The organism is Algivirga pacifica, from assembly GCF_039543525.1.
In the GTDB taxonomy this organism is placed as follows: domain Bacteria; phylum Bacteroidota; class Bacteroidia; order Cytophagales; family Flammeovirgaceae; genus Algivirga; species Algivirga pacifica.
In genome coordinates this window covers 123,807-142,318 of sequence record NZ_BAABJX010000042.1, presented here as the reverse complement: position 1 = coordinate 142,318, position 18,512 = coordinate 123,807, and the positions used below count along the sequence as shown (strand labels likewise).

General features: G+C 38.3%; 15 protein-coding genes. 8 read left to right on the top strand and 7 right to left on the bottom strand.

Annotation, left to right across the window (positions count from 1 at the left end):
* Positions 1 to 151: 151 nt before the first annotated feature.
* Both ABD985_RS14245 and ABD985_RS14240 read right to left on the bottom strand, forming a co-directional pair.
* Complete coding sequence (locus tag ABD985_RS14245) at positions 152 to 1,003, bottom strand: PspA/IM30 family protein (RefSeq protein ID WP_345372829.1); 852 nt, start codon at positions 1,001 to 1,003, stop codon at positions 152 to 154.
* A 110-nt stretch (positions 1,004 to 1,113) separates the two neighbouring features.
* On the bottom strand, positions 1,114 to 1,554 hold the full coding sequence (locus ABD985_RS14240) for a DnaJ domain-containing protein (RefSeq protein WP_345372828.1): 441 nt from the start codon (positions 1,552 to 1,554) through the stop codon (positions 1,114 to 1,116).
* A 466-nt stretch (positions 1,555 to 2,020) separates the two neighbouring features.
* Here ABD985_RS14240 and ABD985_RS14235 point away from each other — a divergent pair, with 466 nt between their 5' ends.
* Positions 2,021 to 3,721: an AMP-binding protein gene (locus ABD985_RS14235; protein ID WP_345372826.1), complete on the top strand. Its 1,701-nt coding sequence runs from the start codon at positions 2,021 to 2,023 to the stop codon at positions 3,719 to 3,721.
* Between the two features lie 92 nt (positions 3,722 to 3,813).
* Here the strand turns inward: ABD985_RS14235 and ABD985_RS14230 are convergent, their stop codons facing one another.
* The 3 genes from ABD985_RS14230 to ABD985_RS14220 all read right to left on the bottom strand — a co-directional run bounded on the left by ABD985_RS14230 (position 3,814) and on the right by ABD985_RS14220 (position 7,766).
* Positions 3,814 to 4,443 (bottom strand): phosphatase PAP2 family protein, encoded by a 630-nt coding sequence (locus ABD985_RS14230; RefSeq protein WP_345372823.1) that lies wholly within the window; start codon positions 4,441 to 4,443, stop codon positions 3,814 to 3,816.
* A gap of 78 nt (positions 4,444 to 4,521) precedes the next feature.
* Positions 4,522 to 7,023: a DUF5686 and carboxypeptidase-like regulatory domain-containing protein gene (locus ABD985_RS14225; RefSeq protein WP_345372821.1), complete on the bottom strand. Its 2,502-nt coding sequence runs from the start codon at positions 7,021 to 7,023 to the stop codon at positions 4,522 to 4,524.
* A gap of 128 nt (positions 7,024 to 7,151) precedes the next feature.
* A complete protein-coding gene (locus tag ABD985_RS14220) occupies positions 7,152 to 7,766 on the bottom strand; it encodes a PKD domain-containing protein (protein ID WP_345372819.1) in 615 nt (204 codons plus the stop codon).
* A 272-nt stretch (positions 7,767 to 8,038) separates the two neighbouring features.
* Here ABD985_RS14220 and ABD985_RS14215 point away from each other — a divergent pair, with 272 nt between their 5' ends.
* The 5 genes from ABD985_RS14215 to ABD985_RS14195 all read left to right on the top strand — a co-directional run bounded on the left by ABD985_RS14215 (position 8,039) and on the right by ABD985_RS14195 (position 13,430).
* Entirely contained in the window at positions 8,039 to 8,368 is a 330-nt protein-coding gene (locus tag ABD985_RS14215) for an ArsR/SmtB family transcription factor (RefSeq protein WP_345372817.1), read from the top strand.
* A 188-nt stretch (positions 8,369 to 8,556) separates the two neighbouring features.
* Positions 8,557 to 9,453, top strand: coding sequence for an arsenite methyltransferase (locus ABD985_RS14210; protein WP_345372815.1), 897 nt, complete (start codon positions 8,557 to 8,559; stop codon positions 9,451 to 9,453).
* 61 nt (positions 9,454 to 9,514) lie between these two features.
* Positions 9,515 to 10,126 (top strand): low molecular weight phosphatase family protein, encoded by a 612-nt coding sequence (locus ABD985_RS14205; protein WP_345372813.1) that lies wholly within the window; start codon positions 9,515 to 9,517, stop codon positions 10,124 to 10,126.
* Positions 10,127 to 10,259: 133 nt separating this feature from the next.
* Complete coding sequence (arsB, locus tag ABD985_RS14200; RefSeq protein WP_345372811.1) at positions 10,260 to 11,354, top strand: ACR3 family arsenite efflux transporter; 1,095 nt, start codon at positions 10,260 to 10,262, stop codon at positions 11,352 to 11,354.
* A 231-nt stretch (positions 11,355 to 11,585) separates the two neighbouring features.
* On the top strand, positions 11,586 to 13,430 hold the full coding sequence (locus ABD985_RS14195; RefSeq protein ID WP_345372809.1) for a helix-turn-helix domain-containing protein: 1,845 nt from the start codon (positions 11,586 to 11,588) through the stop codon (positions 13,428 to 13,430).
* Between the two features lie 70 nt (positions 13,431 to 13,500).
* On the opposite strand, the gene ABD985_RS14190 is transcribed toward ABD985_RS14195, so the two are convergent.
* On the bottom strand, positions 13,501 to 14,115 hold the full coding sequence (locus ABD985_RS14190; RefSeq protein ID WP_345372807.1) for a hypothetical protein: 615 nt from the start codon (positions 14,113 to 14,115) through the stop codon (positions 13,501 to 13,503).
* Positions 14,116 to 14,293: 178 nt separating this feature from the next.
* Here ABD985_RS14190 and ABD985_RS14185 point away from each other — a divergent pair, with 178 nt between their 5' ends.
* The gene (locus ABD985_RS14185) at positions 14,294 to 15,667 is read left to right on the top strand and encodes an agmatine deiminase family protein (protein ID WP_345372805.1); all 1,374 of its coding nucleotides are present in this window, start codon (positions 14,294 to 14,296) and stop codon (positions 15,665 to 15,667) included.
* A 44-nt stretch (positions 15,668 to 15,711) separates the two neighbouring features.
* Here the strand turns inward: ABD985_RS14185 and ABD985_RS14180 are convergent, their stop codons facing one another.
* Positions 15,712 to 17,820 carry a 7TM diverse intracellular signaling domain-containing protein gene (locus ABD985_RS14180; protein ID WP_345372803.1) on the bottom strand — a complete coding sequence of 703 codons (2,109 nt, stop codon included), beginning with the start codon at positions 17,818 to 17,820 and terminating at the stop codon, positions 15,712 to 15,714.
* A 364-nt stretch (positions 17,821 to 18,184) separates the two neighbouring features.
* On the opposite strand from ABD985_RS14180, the gene ABD985_RS14175 reads away from it, so the two are divergent.
* Positions 18,185 to 18,508 (top strand): hypothetical protein, encoded by a 324-nt coding sequence (locus ABD985_RS14175; protein ID WP_345372801.1) that lies wholly within the window; start codon positions 18,185 to 18,187, stop codon positions 18,506 to 18,508.
* The last annotated feature ends 4 nt before the right edge of the window (positions 18,509 to 18,512 follow it).

The following is an 18,512-nucleotide window of genomic DNA, read 5'->3' as shown; positions in this document are numbered from 1 at the left end:
GAACTACCATCCCCCACAGTGGACTTGCACCACCTAGCCAAATACCATGCACGGCACACTAAAGAAAGGGCGACCCTTGTGGTCGCCCTTAATATTAGGTAAAGGCTACTCTTGTGGCTGCCCCTAACAAATCAACACAAAATAGTGATCACTATTCTTGATCTCTCAACTTCTGCTTAAGCTTATCTAGCTCGCTATTTCCTGTTGAGGCTGTTCCATTACTAGGTGCTTCAGATTCACCTGAAGAAGTATTCGTTGTGTTTTCAGTATTATCAGAAGAAGACGCTTCCTGGTTTGGCTTGCTTGAGGCCATCTTAGCCTTCAACTGCTTTAAGGCTTCTGACTCAATACCCGGTGTTGCCGCTGTACCTCCCAATGCCTTATCAATTTCATCATCTATTGTGTTACCGGATAACTGCGCTACATCTCCATAAGATTCTGCCAAGGCTTCCTGCTCAGATACCTTTTGCTTCATACGCTCCAAACGCGCCAATGTATCTGAAGAATCGATATTAGACAATTGCTTATTTAATTTTGCCGTAGCCTTACTTACGGTAGAACGAGCCTTAAGTGTTTTCAACTCATTCTCCCAGTCGGTAATCTGACTTTTAAGCTTTTGAACATTTCCTTCCATTTTCGTCACCATCTGATCATAGTTGGTCACATTCTTCATGGAGGTTTGTATTCTTGTATCTACTTGTTGCTTTCTTGCTAAAGCCTCTGAAGCCAAACGGTCAGCCTCTTGAGGATCCAAACTCCCTGACTCTGCTTTTTGTAATAACAGGACAGCCTTTTGCTCATAATCTGTACTTGCTTTCTTGGCTACCTCCAACTCTCTTTTCTCCTTAATATGCAATGCCTTAACCTCCGCTAGCCCTTGTAAACTCTTAGTTAGATCAGTCTTCAGGTCTCTGATCCCTTGTTCTGTCATCTTCACAGGGTCCTCCAACTTATCCAGTGCTGAATTCGCCTCAGCCTGCGCAATTCCAAATAGTCTTTTCAACCAACCAAACATAATCTTGTATTTAATATTTCGTGCAAAAAATAAATCTTTAAACTTAAATATAAATAATATAGAAAAAATATAATCACCGCACAGGGATTTTACAATTTTTACCTACGAGACTGCTTTTGCTCAAAGTAATTGTATGCCTCATTAATTTTCAAACTTACTTCCTGTGCAATCTTATGCTTTTCTGCATCATTGTGATACAAATCTGGATGATACACCTTCATCAGCTTACGATACGCTTTCTTTACTTCAGGAAACGTTGAACCATAAGGAACTTCCAATGCAGCATAATATTCCTTCTCTTTCTTCAGTAAAGGATCTTGATACCTGTTCTGCTGCTGATAGGAGGAAGAGCTGTATTCGGTATAAGTCTCCTGATCGTACTCCCATTGCTTATGTTCACGTTTAAATTGCCCAAAATCAATATTGAACTCTTTTTCCAAGTCCTCCAACGCCTTGTCAAACTTATCCCTAACGTGGTTCTGTTCCAATTGATCATTAATATTGGCAATTAGAATATCTTTCAATCGATCTAATATCATATGTTTTTTTGCAATAAATAAGGAAAGAGTACGCTATAATTACGAATATAACTATTCTAAGGTTTCAACAATTAAGTAATTTATCGTCATTTCAATAAATGAATGAACACATCTTTTTACTATATGAGTAACAAAAGTATTTTTAGTGTACAAAGTACACAAAACACAACCTATAAAGAGATTCTCTAAAAATATTTAAAAATATCGCTTATAGAAAGGAATCACTACTTAAGCACCCTCTATTAACTAATAAATAATTGTAGAACAGACCTTTACAAAAAAATAAAGGGAAAATATATAGTTAAGCGGATAAAAATTAGTACATTCTTAATAAGGTTAAACGGTTGTAATATGTGAATAAGTTTTAATTTATTAGGTAAATATCTATATTCCGGACTACAACCATAAAATAAACGGCAATAAAATGCCTTACTTGCTTAGATAAGTACCACTAAATACAGTTTAGATGAAACTAGATGCTTTACAAACACCTTGGCTGAACAATTATCCACAAGGCGTTGAACACGAAATCAATCCTGATCACTACGGATCTTTAATTGAACTTTTTGAAGAATCCTTTGGAAAATTCCAAAATAAAGAGGCATTTGAGTGCATGGGAGGTGTTATGACCTTCAATGAAATCGATTTAGCTTCTCAGCGATTTGCTGCATATTTGCAAAACCACACCAACTTAAAAGCTGGTGATCGCATTGCGATACAGATGCCTAATGTTTTGCAATACCCTATTGTTATGTTTGGCGCTCTTAGGGCTGGGCTTATTGTCGTTAACACGAACCCGCTCTATACAGAAAGAGAAATGGAACATCAGTTCAATGACTCTGGAGCAAAAGCCATTATTATTTTGGCTAACTTCGCTGATAAATTGGAAAAAATACTTCCAAAAACAGACCTTGAACATGTGATTATCACTGAGATTGGCGACCTTCTTCCATTCCCTAAGAACTTGATCGTTAATACCGTTGTAAAATACGTCAAGAAGATGGTTCCTTCTTTTAACTTACCTAATGCGGTCAAGTTGAAAGACACCCTAAGAAAAGGAGAGCAATCTACCTTTACAAAGCCTGTAATCAAGTCTGATGATATTGCTTTCTTGCAATACACTGGAGGCACCACAGGTGTGTCAAAAGGCGCTATGTTGACTCACCGTAACGTGATTGCGAACTTAGAGCAAAATGCAACATGGATGGCTCCATCATTAAAAGAAGGAGAAGAAGTCATCATTACACCACTTCCTCTATACCATATCTTCTCACTGACAGTAAACTGTCTGACGATGATGAAATATGGAGTGAAAAACGTCCTGATCACCAATCCTAGAGATATTAAAGGATTCATCAAAGAACTTAAGAAACACAAGTTCTCCATCATGACAGGGGTGAATACCCTATTCAATGGTCTCTTGAATCACCCAGACTTTAAGACAATCAATTTTGACGCACTTAAAGTATGTGTAGGTGGTGGTATGGCGGTACAAAAAGCCGTTGCACTTCGTTGGCAAGAAGTAACCAACTGTCCACTGACCGAAGGATATGGACTTACAGAAACTGCTCCGGTACTTTGCTGTAACCCAATTGATGGTAGTGGCAAGATTGGTCATATTGGTCTTCCATTCCCTAGTACACAAGTAGTGATCATGAATGATGAAGGAGATATCTTAAATCAAGGAGAAGTAGGTGAGATCTGTGCCAAAGGCCCTCAGGTTATGAAAGGCTACTGGCAACGTCCTGAAGAAACACAAAAAACATTTACTGAAGATGGATGGTTGCGCACAGGTGATATTGGCCTAATGGATAAAGATGGATACTTCAAGATTGTAGACCGCAAGAAAGATATGATTTGTGTATCTGGATTCAATGTCTATCCAAATGAAGTAGAAGACGTTGTAGCGATGCACCCAGGTGTTACTGAAGTTGCAGTAATTGGAGTTCCTGACGAGCGTTCTACAGAAGCAGTCAAAGTCTTTGTAGTAAAAAAAGATGAAGCACTATCAGTAGAGGAGCTTAAAAAATTCTGTAAAGAGAACCTTACAGGTTACAAAGTGCCTAAGCATTACGAATTCCGTGACGAGCTACCTAAGACTAACGTAGGTAAAATCCTAAGAAGAAGTCTTAAAGAAGAAGAAATGAAAAAAATGGGAGCAGAATAATCTCTCCCTCCATTGAATAGTATTTTTGTTAAGGGCGACCACAAAGGTCGCCCTTACTTTTACCTTTTACCTTTTACCTTTTACCTTTTACCTCAATAAGTATTTACTTTGCTAGTCTTCTTCAGAAGCTGTCGCTCTTTCTGAAAATAAAAATGCCATAATCCCCAAGAGCCTGTCATTCCAATCATAGCCCCTGCCGTAACATCCATCAAGAAATGCTGACTTAAGTAAACACGAGAAACCCCTGCCACTATTGCCAATCCAAAAAGCAATAACGTATAACTTTTACGATTAATGATCAGTGCCAAAGCAATAGCTAAAGAAAATGCCGTAGCGGTATGCCCCGACGGAAAAGAGTTGCTACTGTGTATCTTCACGCCTTCTACAAAACTAAGTACTCCTTCATCAAAAAAGGCCTTCGGTCTTGGTAAGCCTTTAAAAATCCATTGCTTAAAAATAAGAGCTACCACCCCGTGAAAAACACCGCAAGAGAGTAAATAAAAAAAGTACCATTTTCTGTAAATAAATAAGAATAGTAATATTGGAATATACATCAGACCATCTCCAAAATGGGTTCCATATTTAAATAGAACATCTGCAATAGTCGTTCTGTGCTCATTCAGCCATAATACCATATCTCCTTTATCCGACACGAACAATAGTAAAACAGAGCATAGGGAAATCCCCACTCCTAATAGCAAGAGTAATTGTTTGTTTGTCATTATACAATTGAGATTTTCAAGTTATTATTTCTACAAAATGTATAACTTTTTCGAGAAATAAAAACCTTGTTTGTTCTTCTAAAAAGTAATTTTGGCGGACAGCTTTACCCCAAAACGATCACTCTCGTCATCGTGTTGTGTAAGACGGTGTATAAAATCCACTCTCAATACTTTAAAAATGTTCTCTACACCATAACCGACTTCTGTATATGGTTCGTCCTCCAAGGATTTCAACTTACTATCAGATGGCTCTGATAAAACAATCTCCCTATTTTCATCCTCTAAACTACCGTATACGGTATTAGCCGTTGCAAACAGTCGCCATTTCAATCTCCTAAATAAAGGAACCCTGTTCATAATCATTCCTGCAAAATTATGTTCCAGTCTTAAAGAGGCATAACGATCACTAACAAACTCTCCAAAACGCATAAGGTTAAAAGCTCGATCACTATAAAAAATGGCTAATTCATTACCTTGATGCGTCTCCAAAAGGGGAAAAGGTAAAATATCTAATATGTATCCCCCTTCCAGCTCATAAGTCAACCGTCCAAAGGCCCCCAAACGAAATCCTTGCCATATACGTGCCTGAAATTTGTGATATTCAAAGTCACTTCCCAAAAAATCTGGAATACCATACGTATACCTTAATCCAAACCTTGGTTTATCGTTGGTGGAAACCACAATACGTGTGTTATACATGGTTTTAATACGCTTCTCTCCAGGAGCATACATCCATTCTGTTACTAACTCCACATTAGTGAAGTCGGTCTGGATTTTATTATCCTGATCTTCATTGATAAACTCGAATGGAAAAAGGGGATCAAAGTCTCTTCTCTTCAAGGAAACCCTAGCCGTCATGCCAATCCCAAAATCTGTCTGATACCAAGCTTTGACAACTTCATTGTAAAAAGGAAATACTAAGTTTCCCCATCTACTAGCAGCAGTAAACAAGGTTCCTAAAGGCTCATCGTCATTATAAATTCCGACCTGCTCTAACGTATTACTATACTGAATTCCTGCTTGCATCCATCTCCTTCGATTGATGAAGTAAGTCCCGGAAAGATCATACTTGAATCGATCATCCTTGATCCCATATCCCAAGTGTCCTTTAAACAACCAATCTCTACTAAAATCTACATCTGTAGTAAAGCCCACCTGAAAATGAGAATCCTCTATATCATTGTAGGCATACAACTGAGAGTAGGTTCCCAAGTTTAGGCCTGGAGCTATATTCACATAACCATTGATCAGAAACTCTACAATATCCACCAAGGTCTTTACTCTTGGTAAATTCTTTAAGGTATCAATCATTTGATAAATATGCATATCCTCCTCAGTAAGAGAACCTTGACGTACCTCATCCCAATTATAGGCCAAATCTTCTTCATAAGCATCCTCTCTCACTCTCACCGATTGGCTATAGAACTCAGCCGCTCTTTCTTTATTGACGACAAAATTACTATTTGCAACATAACTCTTTGCTAAAAAACCTCCCCATTTATCATTAATTTCTCCTATATCTAAGGTAATTCTTGTTTGAGATGGCAACCAGGCTTCCTCTACAGGAATCAATTCTTGCGTAATGCGGATTTGTTCTACAAAGTTAAGGTTGGCTTGTTTTCCTACAACTACGTCAATACGTTTCAATGCATAATGATGTGCTTCATCAGTAATCCACATACTTCCGGAGAAAGCCAGATCTTGCTCCCGCTTAGGTTCAAACTTAATTCTAGTACATGGAATACCGTCAATCTCATAAGTTTGAAAATCTAACTCATAATCATAAAATAACTTCCAACTTTCAGCAATAGGAGATACAAAGTCTTTTTGTAACACGCCTACCCAATTCTCATAAAAGTTATATTCCAAAAAGGTTGCTCCTGTGATTTGTGACACAACACTGCCATCATCTACGCCCACTCCTGTAACCTTTGTTCTTTCCACAAATTCTGTCTTACGCTTCGGGTTATTGGTGAAGTACTGTTTAGAAATGGTCTCGGAGACAAATATCGGGAGTATGGGTTTGCCGTCTTCTCCTATGCTAATTCCTCCACGCTCTACCGCATCAATCATATCCCTTACCACCTTCTTTTTCTTAAACTTCTCCGTGATATTATCTAAGTTCAATTCGTTACGAGTATAACTTTCATATTCGTATGCCTTCAATCGGATCAGATTATTACGTTTTTTATTGTCTACAACTTTTCGTAGAATTTCCCATGCAGGGTTCTCATATCCTCTAGAACTAACCACCACTTCCTGCATTTGCACAGAGGTGGGCGTCAACTTGATGGTCAATCGATAATCTGTTTGCCCTTTATCCAATAGCAACTCCCTATCTTCATACCCTATGTAAGTTACTCTTAACGTATCTGAGGTACGCTCGCCTTCCAATACAAAGTTCCCATTAAAATCAGTGGTTGCTCCTTGGGTGGCTCCCTTAAAAAATACATGAGCATAAGCAATGGGATTGTCATTCTCCTTATCCAACACTCTCCCTTTAATCGTTACTTCTTGAGCGTGTAATAGAATAGGATATAAATTGATTAGAAAGAGTATAATATATCGGTATCTGGTCATAGCTTTCAGCATTGGTATTTATAGTGGTATCTTAAAAAAAAAACAGTTGGGCAGGTATACTACTCCAACTGACATTTGTTAAGAAAAACAACTCCCTTACATAAGAGAGGACTGTAAATAGCAGACGATTAACGCACCACAACCACTTGTTGTTTAGAGGTATATACACGACCACCATTCAGTACGATCAAGGTTACCTCGAACTCACCAGGGTATTGAAAAGCATGAGTAGTACTCGCCTCTTTCGATACTGCTCCATCACCAAAATCCCATATCACTTGGTCTGCAGCCTCTGATACCTCTGCCTCAAATGTTATTTCTTTGCGTACCGTATGATACCCTTCGTTTGTTGTACTTCCCTCTGCAATAATATTCACACTCATAGGCGATGCTTCTCCACGGGCCGTCACCTTCTGAAATGCTATAGCTTCATGAGTGTTATCCCCTTTAACAGATAACTGATAGTCACCGGCTGGTAACACTCCAATCTCAAACACTTGTACCTGTTCTCCTGAACGTACAGCTAACGAACCACTTTGTATCTTCTCTCCAGACATAGCATTCACCAAATCAAACTGTAATATACTCTCAGAAGGACTACTATACTCTATGACAATCTCCTCCCCTTCCACTTGGTCTGGATACACCTGTTTTAGTTTTATTCCCTTATCCTTACTTTGCGCTGAAACCACAAAAGTGAATAACAGCAAAAGGGATAAAAGCTTTATTCCTTTATAATTCATATTTTTATAGTCTTGCTGATTTACATTTATTTCCTCCTGTGATAACATTTATTTAAATAAATAAATCCCTCCACCCTCTATTTCTAGCAAAAGTCATCTATCTAAGATCATCTTATAGCAAGCACGTTTCTGCTGACCGTTAAACTTTTGTTGAATCATTGATTCGAGTTGAATTATTAAGTGATACAATTCAACAAAGACAGACGCTAAGAAATATCATAAAAATGATCTATTTCTTTTCTGAAGTAATAAATTCATCGTAATATTGCGATATGGGAATTACAAAAACAGAAGGTTTCACTGAAGAAATCACTCAAATGGCCGAACTCCTCAAGGCATTGGGGCACCCTGCCCGTTTAAGTATTATGGAGTTTTTACTTAATAGTCCCGCTTGTATTTGCGGAGATATTGTGGAGGAATTGCCGTTGGCACAGTCTACCGTATCTAGACATCTCTCGGAACTAAAGAGGGTCGGATTGATCCAAGGAAATATTGATGGCAATAATATCTGTTACTGCATCAATACTGATACCTGGGATAAAGTGGCGCATTTCTTTACAGACTTTAAAAATAAGAAAGTAGTTACTTCCAGCTGTTGTTGATGATGTTTAATTGGGCTTCGCTCATTCATGGTGTTTAGTTGAGTTCACACTCTAAATCATAAGGCATCCTAATATTGCCATATGCAATACTTTAAACTACATGTCACTTCGCCATACAAGCATTAAATGCTGATAAACCATAGATAATACTACAGTCAAAACCTTGACTACTATAAAATAATATAGATATGAAAACGAAAGAACAAGATCTAAAACAGATGGTCAAAGAGCAATACAGTGAAATTGCTCTTCAGGATAAGGTTACCAATGCCTCTTCTTGCTGTGGTGCCGGGGGATGCTCTACAGAAGTAGGAAACCTGATGAACGAAGACTATAGTGACTTAGAAGGATATAGTGAGGATGCTGATCTTGGACTAGGTTGTGGGTTACCGACACAATTTGCGCAAATCAAGGAAGGTGATACGGTGGTAGACCTAGGTTCTGGCGCTGGTAATGACGCTTTCGTAGCAAGACATGAAACAGGTCTCACAGGTAAGGTCATTGGTATTGACTTTACTCCAGCAATGCTAAAAAAAGCTAGGGAGAATGCTGATAAGCTTGGCTTTAATAACGTAGAATTCCGTGAGGGAGATATTGAAAATATGCCTGTTACCGATAGCTCCGTTGATGTGGTAGTCAGTAACTGTGTCCTTAACTTAGTTCCTAACAAGCAAGCGGTATTTACAGATATCTACCGTGTGCTAAAAGAAGGAGGACATTTTAGCATCTCAGATATTGTATTGCAAGGAGAGCTTCCTGATAACATCAAGGATGTAGCTGTTATGTATGCAGGTTGTGTATCAGGAGCGATTCAAAAAGAGGAATACCTGAACTTGGTCAAGGAAGCTGGGTTCAACAATATCACTTTACAGAAAGAAAGAGTGATCACCTTGCCTGATGATATTTTGTCTCAATACCTTAATGAGGAAGAGATCGCTATTTATAAAAGTAAAGGAAGCTGTATTTATAGTATTACGGTATATGCAGAGAAGGGCGTTAAGGTACAAAAACCTAGAATTCGCTTAAATCTAAAAGATCTTACTTCTGGAGGGAATGTATGTGATCCAAACACGGGATGCTGCTAGGCAGTGAGCAGTGAGCAGTGAGTAATTTCCTCATAGATTAAACAAACAGACATATTTTAACATGAAAAACCAAGTACTCTCAGCCTATATTCAAAAGGCTATCGATGGATTTGATCAGATACCAGCAGAGCGTCTTCCTTACTTGCAGGCCATTACGGAATTTGTTCAGGAAAAGATTAATGCTAAAGAGACTATCAACCTAACCTTGATCTGTACCCACAACTCCAGAAGAAGCCACCTTTCGCAGGTATGGACACAGGTAGCGGCCTATTATTACGGCATCAAGGATGTTTTTGCCTACAGTGGAGGAACAGAAGCTACTGCTCTTTTTCCTTCTGCTGCTCAGGCTCTAACCAATGCAGGCCTTGATATCGCTACTTTGGCTGAAGGAGGTAATCCAATCTACAGCATTAAATATGAAGCGGAGCAACCGGCAATTATTGGTTTCTCCAAGAAATTTGATCACCCTTTCAATCCAAGCACAGGGTATGCAGCGGTAATGACCTGTAATCATGCGGATGCCAACTGCCCTATTATTCCAGGAGCAAAACGATTATCCCTTCCATTTGAAGACCCTAAAGCCTTTGATGGAACGGACGAGCAGCAAGCCAAGTACGATGAGCGATGCTTGCAAATTGCTACGGAGTTGCTCTACGTATTTTCTAAGGTCTAATTTTGGTTATCGGTTATCGCTTATGGTTTATTGCTTATCGTTTATTTTTTTTCATTGAGGTATTCAAGTAAAGCGATAAGCGAATTAAAAATAACCGCTATACACTAACGTAATCATTTATCATAAAGAAATCATGAAATCACAAGATCCTATTTGCGTCAATAAGCAGCCGAAAAAGCTTTCGTTTCTTGATAGCTACCTTACCTTATGGATATTTTTAGCCATGGCTATTGGTATAGGCCTTGGCTTTGTTTACCCTGATATTGCCGGACATATTAATGCCTTTTCAGTAGGCACGACCAATATTCCTCTAGCCATTGGCCTTATTGCGATGATGTACCCTCCATTGGCTAAGGTGAAATATGAAGAGCTAGGAAAAATATTCAAGGACATTAAAATTCTATCCTTTTCACTACTACTGAACTGGGTAATCGGTCCACTATTGATGTTCTTTTTGGCAATTATATTTTTGAAGGACTATCCGGAGTATATGTCAGGATTAATTCTGATTGGCCTGGCACGTTGTATTGCCATGGTAATCGTATGGAATGATTTGGCAGAAGGAAGCCGAGAGTATGCAGCAGGATTAGTAGCGATCAACAGTATCTTCCAAGTATTGTTTTTCAGTGTTTATGCCTATGTATTTATCACTATCCTTCCTCCTCTATTTGGATTACAAGGATTGGAGGTAAATATCACTATGGAGCAAATTGCAGAAAGCGTAGCGATCTACCTTGGTATTCCATTTATGGCTGGATTCTTAAGCCGCAAGATTTTGCTTCGTGTAAAAGGAAAAGATTGGTATGACAATGTGTTCGTTCCACGTATCTCTCCTATCACGTTGATTGCCTTATTAATGACCATCGTATTAATGTTTAGTCTCAAAGGAGAAGTAATTATTGAGCTACCAATGGATGTGGTACGTATTGCTATTCCTCTTCTGATTTACTTCACATTTATGTTTGTCATCAGTTTTGTCTTAGGAAAAGTATTAGGAGCCTCTTACCAGGAAAATACCTCTATTGCTTTCACGGCAACAGGTAATAACTTTGAGCTGGCCATTGCGGTGGCTATCGGTGTTTTCGGGATCAACTCAGGACAAGCACTCACCGGAGTTATTGGACCGTTGGTTGAAGTCCCTGCATTGATTGCTTTAGTAAACTTGGCTTTTTGGTTTAGAAAGCGATTCTACACGAATAAGCAGAAAGGTACTAAAGTCGCTTCATAACACGAAACACTCACTGAAAATAGAGTTTATTTATCGTTTTATCGATATTATACCTTGTAAACGATGAATAGACTTAATAGTAATAAGAGCAGTACCTTTGCGGGATACTGCTCTTTTTTTATTTATACACCTCTGTTGTGTCATTATAATTACATTTAATATTAAAAAAATTTCATATATTTCCTTCTATACAAACACATCAACAATAACACTGGATTTCACCGTCTGCTTATGGTAAACCAATACACACGCTTCAACTTTTTACTCTTTACTATACTATTCTGCTGCAATTTTCTTACCCTTGCCCAATCGAGGCGATTGGTACTGGAAAACTACCCGGAATATACCCCTGAAAATGCTCAAATCTATATAGCCGGATCCTTTAATAACTGGCAGGCAGCAGATGAGGCCTATCGCCTTACGAAAGATGATCAAGGACGGTATACTATCGACTTGGATTTTGATAGTACGATTGAGTTTAAATTTACCAGAGGAAAATGGGAAGAAGTGGAGTGTACGATAGGTGGTCATTACAAAGCCAACAGGGTACTGATGGCAAAACAACATGAAGCTACTTTTTCTGTACAAGCCTGGCTAGACCTTGAAAAGAAACTAGGGAAACGTGTTTTAATCAAGGTTACAGATATTCCTGAAAACACCCCCCATGATGCATCCATCTATATAGCAGGTTCCTTTAATGGCTGGCAACCTGCCCAACCAGAATATCGACTCATTCCTCAAGCAGACGGAAGTTACGAACTATTATTACCTCCAGGCACACAACAGTTCAAGTACAAGTTTAATAGAGGAAATTGGAACTCTGTAGAAGGTAGAAGTAACGGACGAGCAATGAGTAATCGGAGCTATGACGCCCGTCACAATGAGCACACTACCCTCACCCATACGATTGAATCCTGGGAAGATTTGGATGGCAACACGATGACGCCATTCCTATTCACATTAACGCTATCCGCTTTTCAAGGAATCTTACTGATCATCTTCATCTTTAGCCTTCAAGCTAACAACCGGGAAGCCAATTATTACCTACTTATTCTACTTGGAAGTATCTCTTTATCCATGTTATTCAAAGTAGGAAGCTCTTATAGAAATGTCTTTCAGTTATTTCCACAAATTCACTTCTTGCCTGAGATCTTCCTTTTGATTGCAGGGCCACTATTCTATTTCTATATTCATAAACTTGTCCTATACCAGAAAAAGCAATTCAGTTTATTACACTATATTCCATTTGGACTGCACCTCTTCGTCTTCTGTATTCTGCTATTATTTGACAGCAATACCTTGATCAATAGCATCCGGGACGAGGAATACCAATGGCTCTATCACCTATTGAGTCTTGCAGCCTTGGCCTCCAACCTCTTTTATTTCTTAAGAAGTCGAAAAATCATCAATCATGCAATACACCTTCAGGAGCATACCCTATCCTTTGAGTTCAACCTTAGTTATCTCAAGAAAATAGCTTGGTTCTATGCGGCCTCCTTACTGATGTGGGCCTTTACAGCGATGTTGTCTGTTATTAACCTATTGCTATTCAACAAGCCGCACTTTATTGTAGAATACGGTTTTGATAGCATATGGCTAATGGGCTCTAGTGTTACCTATATTTTGGGATACTACGCCATGGCGCAACCTGAGATCCTTAAGTTCAGCGAAAAGGTAGAGGATACTCCTACCGCTCACCCTGTATCAAGCAATGATCATGGAGTTCCCACCCACTATATGGATTCCCTCAAAGCATTGATGGAGAAAGAAAAGGCCTTTAATAATCCAAAGCTCACCCTCTCCGAGCTTGCAAAGATGATGGGTACTAACACCCATACCCTCTCCAAGGTGATCAATGAAGGGTATCAGAAAAACTTCTATGACTATGTGAACGACTATAGGGTCAAAGCCTTTATTGAGTCTGTATCCAATGACACAAATCATGAGTATACCTACCTGCAGCATGCTTATCAAGTAGGGTTTAACTCCAAGGCCTCTTTTAATAGGGCTTTTAAAAAGTCTACGCAGAAGACACCTAGCGAGTATTTTGATAAGAAGGGGGCAGTGGTGTTTTAAAGGAAAGAATACTATTCTTCATAAACTCAATTAAAAATTTCAGTAAAAAACTTCTCTCTAAAAAGATCTATCATTCACAATAATCTTTCTTCGCATCAAGTAAAAAAATACAATCACAAGTCGATTCACTCATTTGATTGCACCAGCTTATATCAAAATACGCTGTAGAGGAATGCTTACTTTTACTAGTAAATGTTTTTAAGTTTAATACCCCTTTTCTTACTGATAAATCCAGTATAGAATAATCTAAATCAAAATATAGAGAAGGATTATATGTCTCAGTACTGATTATTTGATATGTGGTATCATTTATATTAGAGCTGACTTTCCCTAAGACATTGTAATTCAGTTCCGCATCGTGCATAATCCCCTCTTTCCCAACTAACATGTTCTTTGAGAAAATAGGATATGTTTGCTCACGGTAGTCACAGATCTTATCAAAGCACAGCATATCCTTTTTGTAATACCACTTGCCAAGCAAGTATTTTACACCTTGCTGGTAGTAGTAAATGTCTTCTTTCAAGAAAACAAATACCGTATCCTCATCCTCAAATTGAGTATTGTAGATGGACTTAACTTCCGGAAATGTGATACTCTGACTACCCCGATCAATATTAAACTTCTCTAAAAGAGCTTGCCTGTTACTTTTTCTTTCAGAACAAGATAGCAAGAGTACTAAAATCATCAGCAGAAATACGCTCCCTATTTTTCTACTGTTCGAAGAACTATTTATTATATGCTTCAACTTTTCAATCCTTTCTTTCTCTTATATTTTATCACTTAAAGATACTCTTTTTGTATTTTTCAATAGTGAAAAATCAAATTACCTTATCAAACTCTAAAAACTATAACACCAACAACCTATGACGGAACAACACCCTTTTCCACCCTATATACCTACCAATGCCAAAATACTAATCCTGGGTAGCTTTCCATGCTTCAACGGCACCGATTATGGAGAGTGGTTTTACTGCGGATCAGGTAGAAACCTTTTATGGAAACTTTTGGGAGAAACTTTTTCCAGCCCCTATGATACATTAGAGGCCAAACAATCTATTTGCGAGAAGCAAGGCATTGCAATGACTGATATCTACAAATGCATTGAAAGAACCGCTAATGGTTGTGAGGATAAGCACCTGCAAGTAATTGAATGGAATGACGAAGGGATACAAGCCTGTCTTACAAAAAACTTGAAACGTATATTCTTCACCTCAGAATATGTGAGGAAGCATTTTGAGAAGCGTTTTTCCCATATTGACCTTGAACTACTTACCCTACCTTCTCCTGCTCCCACAGCTAGTCGTGGAATTGGCCGAAATACTACCTATAAAGAAATGAAGGCCAACAATACCATTGAAAACACTTACGAATATCGACTGACGAAATACAAGGAAGCTTTTAACGTACCCAGTAACCAACTTTATTTTTCTGAGTTGCTGGAAACAGATCCAAAGTATAAAAACAGCTTTGAGAATATTCAAAAAGCACTACACAAACACGGCATAGAATATCAATTACTCAAAGAAACCAAAGATATCTGGTGTCGTGATTATATGCCCGTAGAAGCAAGTAACGGAACATTAGTACAATTCCGCTATGATCCATCATACCTACAGGGATATGACACTCTAAAAACAAACCCTGAAACCGTTTTGTCTGCTCATCAAATAGACGCCTTACGTTCTACCCTCAATGTCGATGGTGGTAATATTATTCTTCGTGGCAACAAAGCGATACTTACCAACAGGGTGCTGAAAGAGAATCCTGACCTGAGCGAGAAGGATATCAAAGATCAACTCTCAAAAATCTTGAAGGCTGACATCTATTTTATCCCTGCGATTACTGAGGATATGACAGGACACGCCGATGGACACCTACGTTTTATTGATGATGAAACTATTCTGATCAATAAGCTCGAGGGAGAGTTCAAATATGTTAGAGAAGGAATGGAGAAAATGCTCAAAGAATCAGGACTAAAAGCAATTGAAATACCTTGGTTTGAATATGATGCTCCTAAAAATAAAAAAGATCATGCGATAGGTGTATACGTCAACTACCTGGAGCTAGACAATCTGATCTTGTTCCCCATTTTTGAGGTAGAAGGAAATGAAGATCAAAAAGCGTATGAAATCATCAAACAAGTATTTCCTAATAAAAAGATCGAAATGGTTAATATCAATGAGATTGCTTTAGAGGGTGGTTTGATGAACTGTATTTCCTGGACTCGGAGGAACTAAAATAGACCGCCGCAACAGTGTCCTGTTGCGGCGGTCTAGATACATTATTTCTTTAGTCTCACACCCAATATTAATACATCATCCACCTGTTCAAAGGTCCCCGCCCTCATCCACTTCTTAAACAATTGGAAGAGAGACTCTTTTTGTTGGGACATGTTTTTGGTATGCATCAAGAACAGTAGTTCCCGTAACCTCTGATTGGTAAAAGGAATATTGCTTTCATCTCCTAGTTGATTGCCATAGCCATCTGAATAAAGGTAAACAATAGGTGCAGCTTCCTTGCCCTTAAGACTTATCGAATGACTTAAAAATACAGCATCGCTTTCTCCTACTCGAAAAGGGTCTCCTTTAAGGTGGTAAGTCTTATTATTAGAAATCACAAACATAGGGATGGAAGCTGATGCATAATCAATTTTTTCCATCGATGAAGTATACCTTAGAATACCAAGTTGAAAGTTCTTTTCTCCAGTATTAAGTATTTCTTCATGCAGGTACCTCAATAAATCTCCTGGATCGAGGATATTCCTATCCATGAGTACACGAATCCTTTTTTCCACACCATTTTTCTGAATAGCAGCATCTAGGTCATGCCCGCTAAAATCTCCAACGAGGATATATAAATCATCGTCTTTTTCAAGCATCATGGATAAATCGCCACTGATCCGCTCCTTGGGAATACTCAAGACAAAGCTATCAATAATAGATTGATTATAATCCATTTCTATACTCTGAGCATCATAGCGCAAGGCTATATCCATTAAGGACTCTTCTTTCTCTTTGGCCATGTTCACGATTCTATTCTGCTCCTCAATATTTCGTTTCAGCAATAACGATCTGTTCTCTACGCTTTCCGTCAACAATTGCTGCTCTTTAAACTTCTCTTCCATTGCTGAAACTTCCTCATGATACTCCGCAAGTTGCTTTCGGTAACTACTTACTTCCTGCTCCGCCTTATTGAGCTTATCTTCCAACATAAAATTGACTTTATGCTGTACCCTTAGACGTTCTTCTTTTTCGGTAGCGATAGCCTCCATCTGAAAGCTACTTTTATCGGCCATTGCAAAAGAGAGAAACAGTACTTCTATCATCATACTAATAGGAAGTAAATTGGCAGTCAGTATAGTATCGGGAAGCACTCCTGCGCTTTTCAAGGCAAAGGCAATAGCCCCCAATAAATACAAGAACCAAGATAATACAAAAAACCTAGCCGAGCGATATCCTTTTATCCAGCTTATTCCCCCTGATAGTAATACCAATAAAGCATTTACGATGGTTCCGGCAGCTGCATAACGAATTCCAATACTATAGGGAGCAAATACTGCTAATAGCAACCCAAGTATCCCCAGTCCCATAGCAATCCATAGCAATACCTTAATAAGTGTATTTTTCACTTTGAGGAAGCTATATGCAAACCAAGCAGCAGTCAACACCCATCCAGCAATAGAGAAAACAATAATATTATTCGCTAACCAAGGACTCCAAGGGAAAATATACTGAAAATAAAGGCCATTTACCGATAGTAAAAATGTCGTAGACATCAATGCTGGTAAAGTATAGTATACATAGATCTTATCTTTTTTAAGGAAATACTGCATCAAATTATACAGTACCATAACCAATATGAACCCAAAGTAAATGCCCCATCCTAACTCCAATGGTAACAAACTCGTCAGAAGGGCATCGCTTCGATAGATCTTTAAAGGGACCCTTAAAGACCCTTCAGTCTGTATACGTAGATATACCGTCTGCTTTGCATTTATATTAAAATTAAGGGGAATAATAAAATTCCTGTAGTCTATCAACCGCTCTGTAAACGGCAGTAAATCTCCTAAGCTTTCAAAAACCAGACGACCGTCTTCTTCAATAATATATACTGAAACATCATCCAAACTGGAATAAGCTAGCGATACAAACCACTCCTTATGTCTAATCGCCTGATTATCCACTGAAAATCTAAACCAACGAGCTCGCTCATCGAAACCATAGTTCATTCTTGGGGATTGACAAGACTGAAACCCCTCAAAGTCAGTCGCTGAAATTCGGTCAAAGGATACTTTCTCCCCCTTCTCTTCTATCAGCTCTGATAAATATGGATATAAAAGCACCTCAGTACTGTCATCGGTCAAATATAGGGTAGGTTGCTGTGACGGCATTGATTTTCCTAATGTCACAGAGGATATCAATAGCTTTATTATAAGCAACAAGATAAAGTTTATATGGTAGTTAGTCATTTTCTATTCTCTACGTCTCCAAAAAATGCGATGATGATTTTAAGAATGCCCTAAACACCCTAAAAACACCTTTTCAGGTCACTAGCCGTCTAATATGAGAAAAATCAACTATAAATTGAAGTCTATTAACTAGATAAAATCCAATTAATGAGGATTTTTGTCATAATATCACGATTTGGTGATATTTTTTAGTTCAATTTTTACAATCAATGCCTACCTTTCGTAAAGGTTAAAAATACCTGCTTAACTTACGAACGGGTGTATAAAGTGGAAAATTTGAAGAAGTATGGAGCAGAAGAGAAAAACGTCAGAGTATGTAGCTGAAATGATCAACAAAAGCTTAACAGACAAAGATGAAATATTAAAACTTTTGAAGAGTCGACTCAAAAAAGAAGACTATCATTTAGTGGAGCAATCTATGCAAGCCATCATGCAAAATATGTTAGGACTTGCCGCCACCATTACCGATAAAAGCGAAGCCCTTAAGCTAGCGGCTACGGAAGTAGAAATCTTAAAGTACGACCGCAATACATACAAGGAAATTGCCTTAGAACACCTTTACCTTAACCAAATACATAAGGGGAATCTTCATATTTTTGCGGAAGCCTAACTGA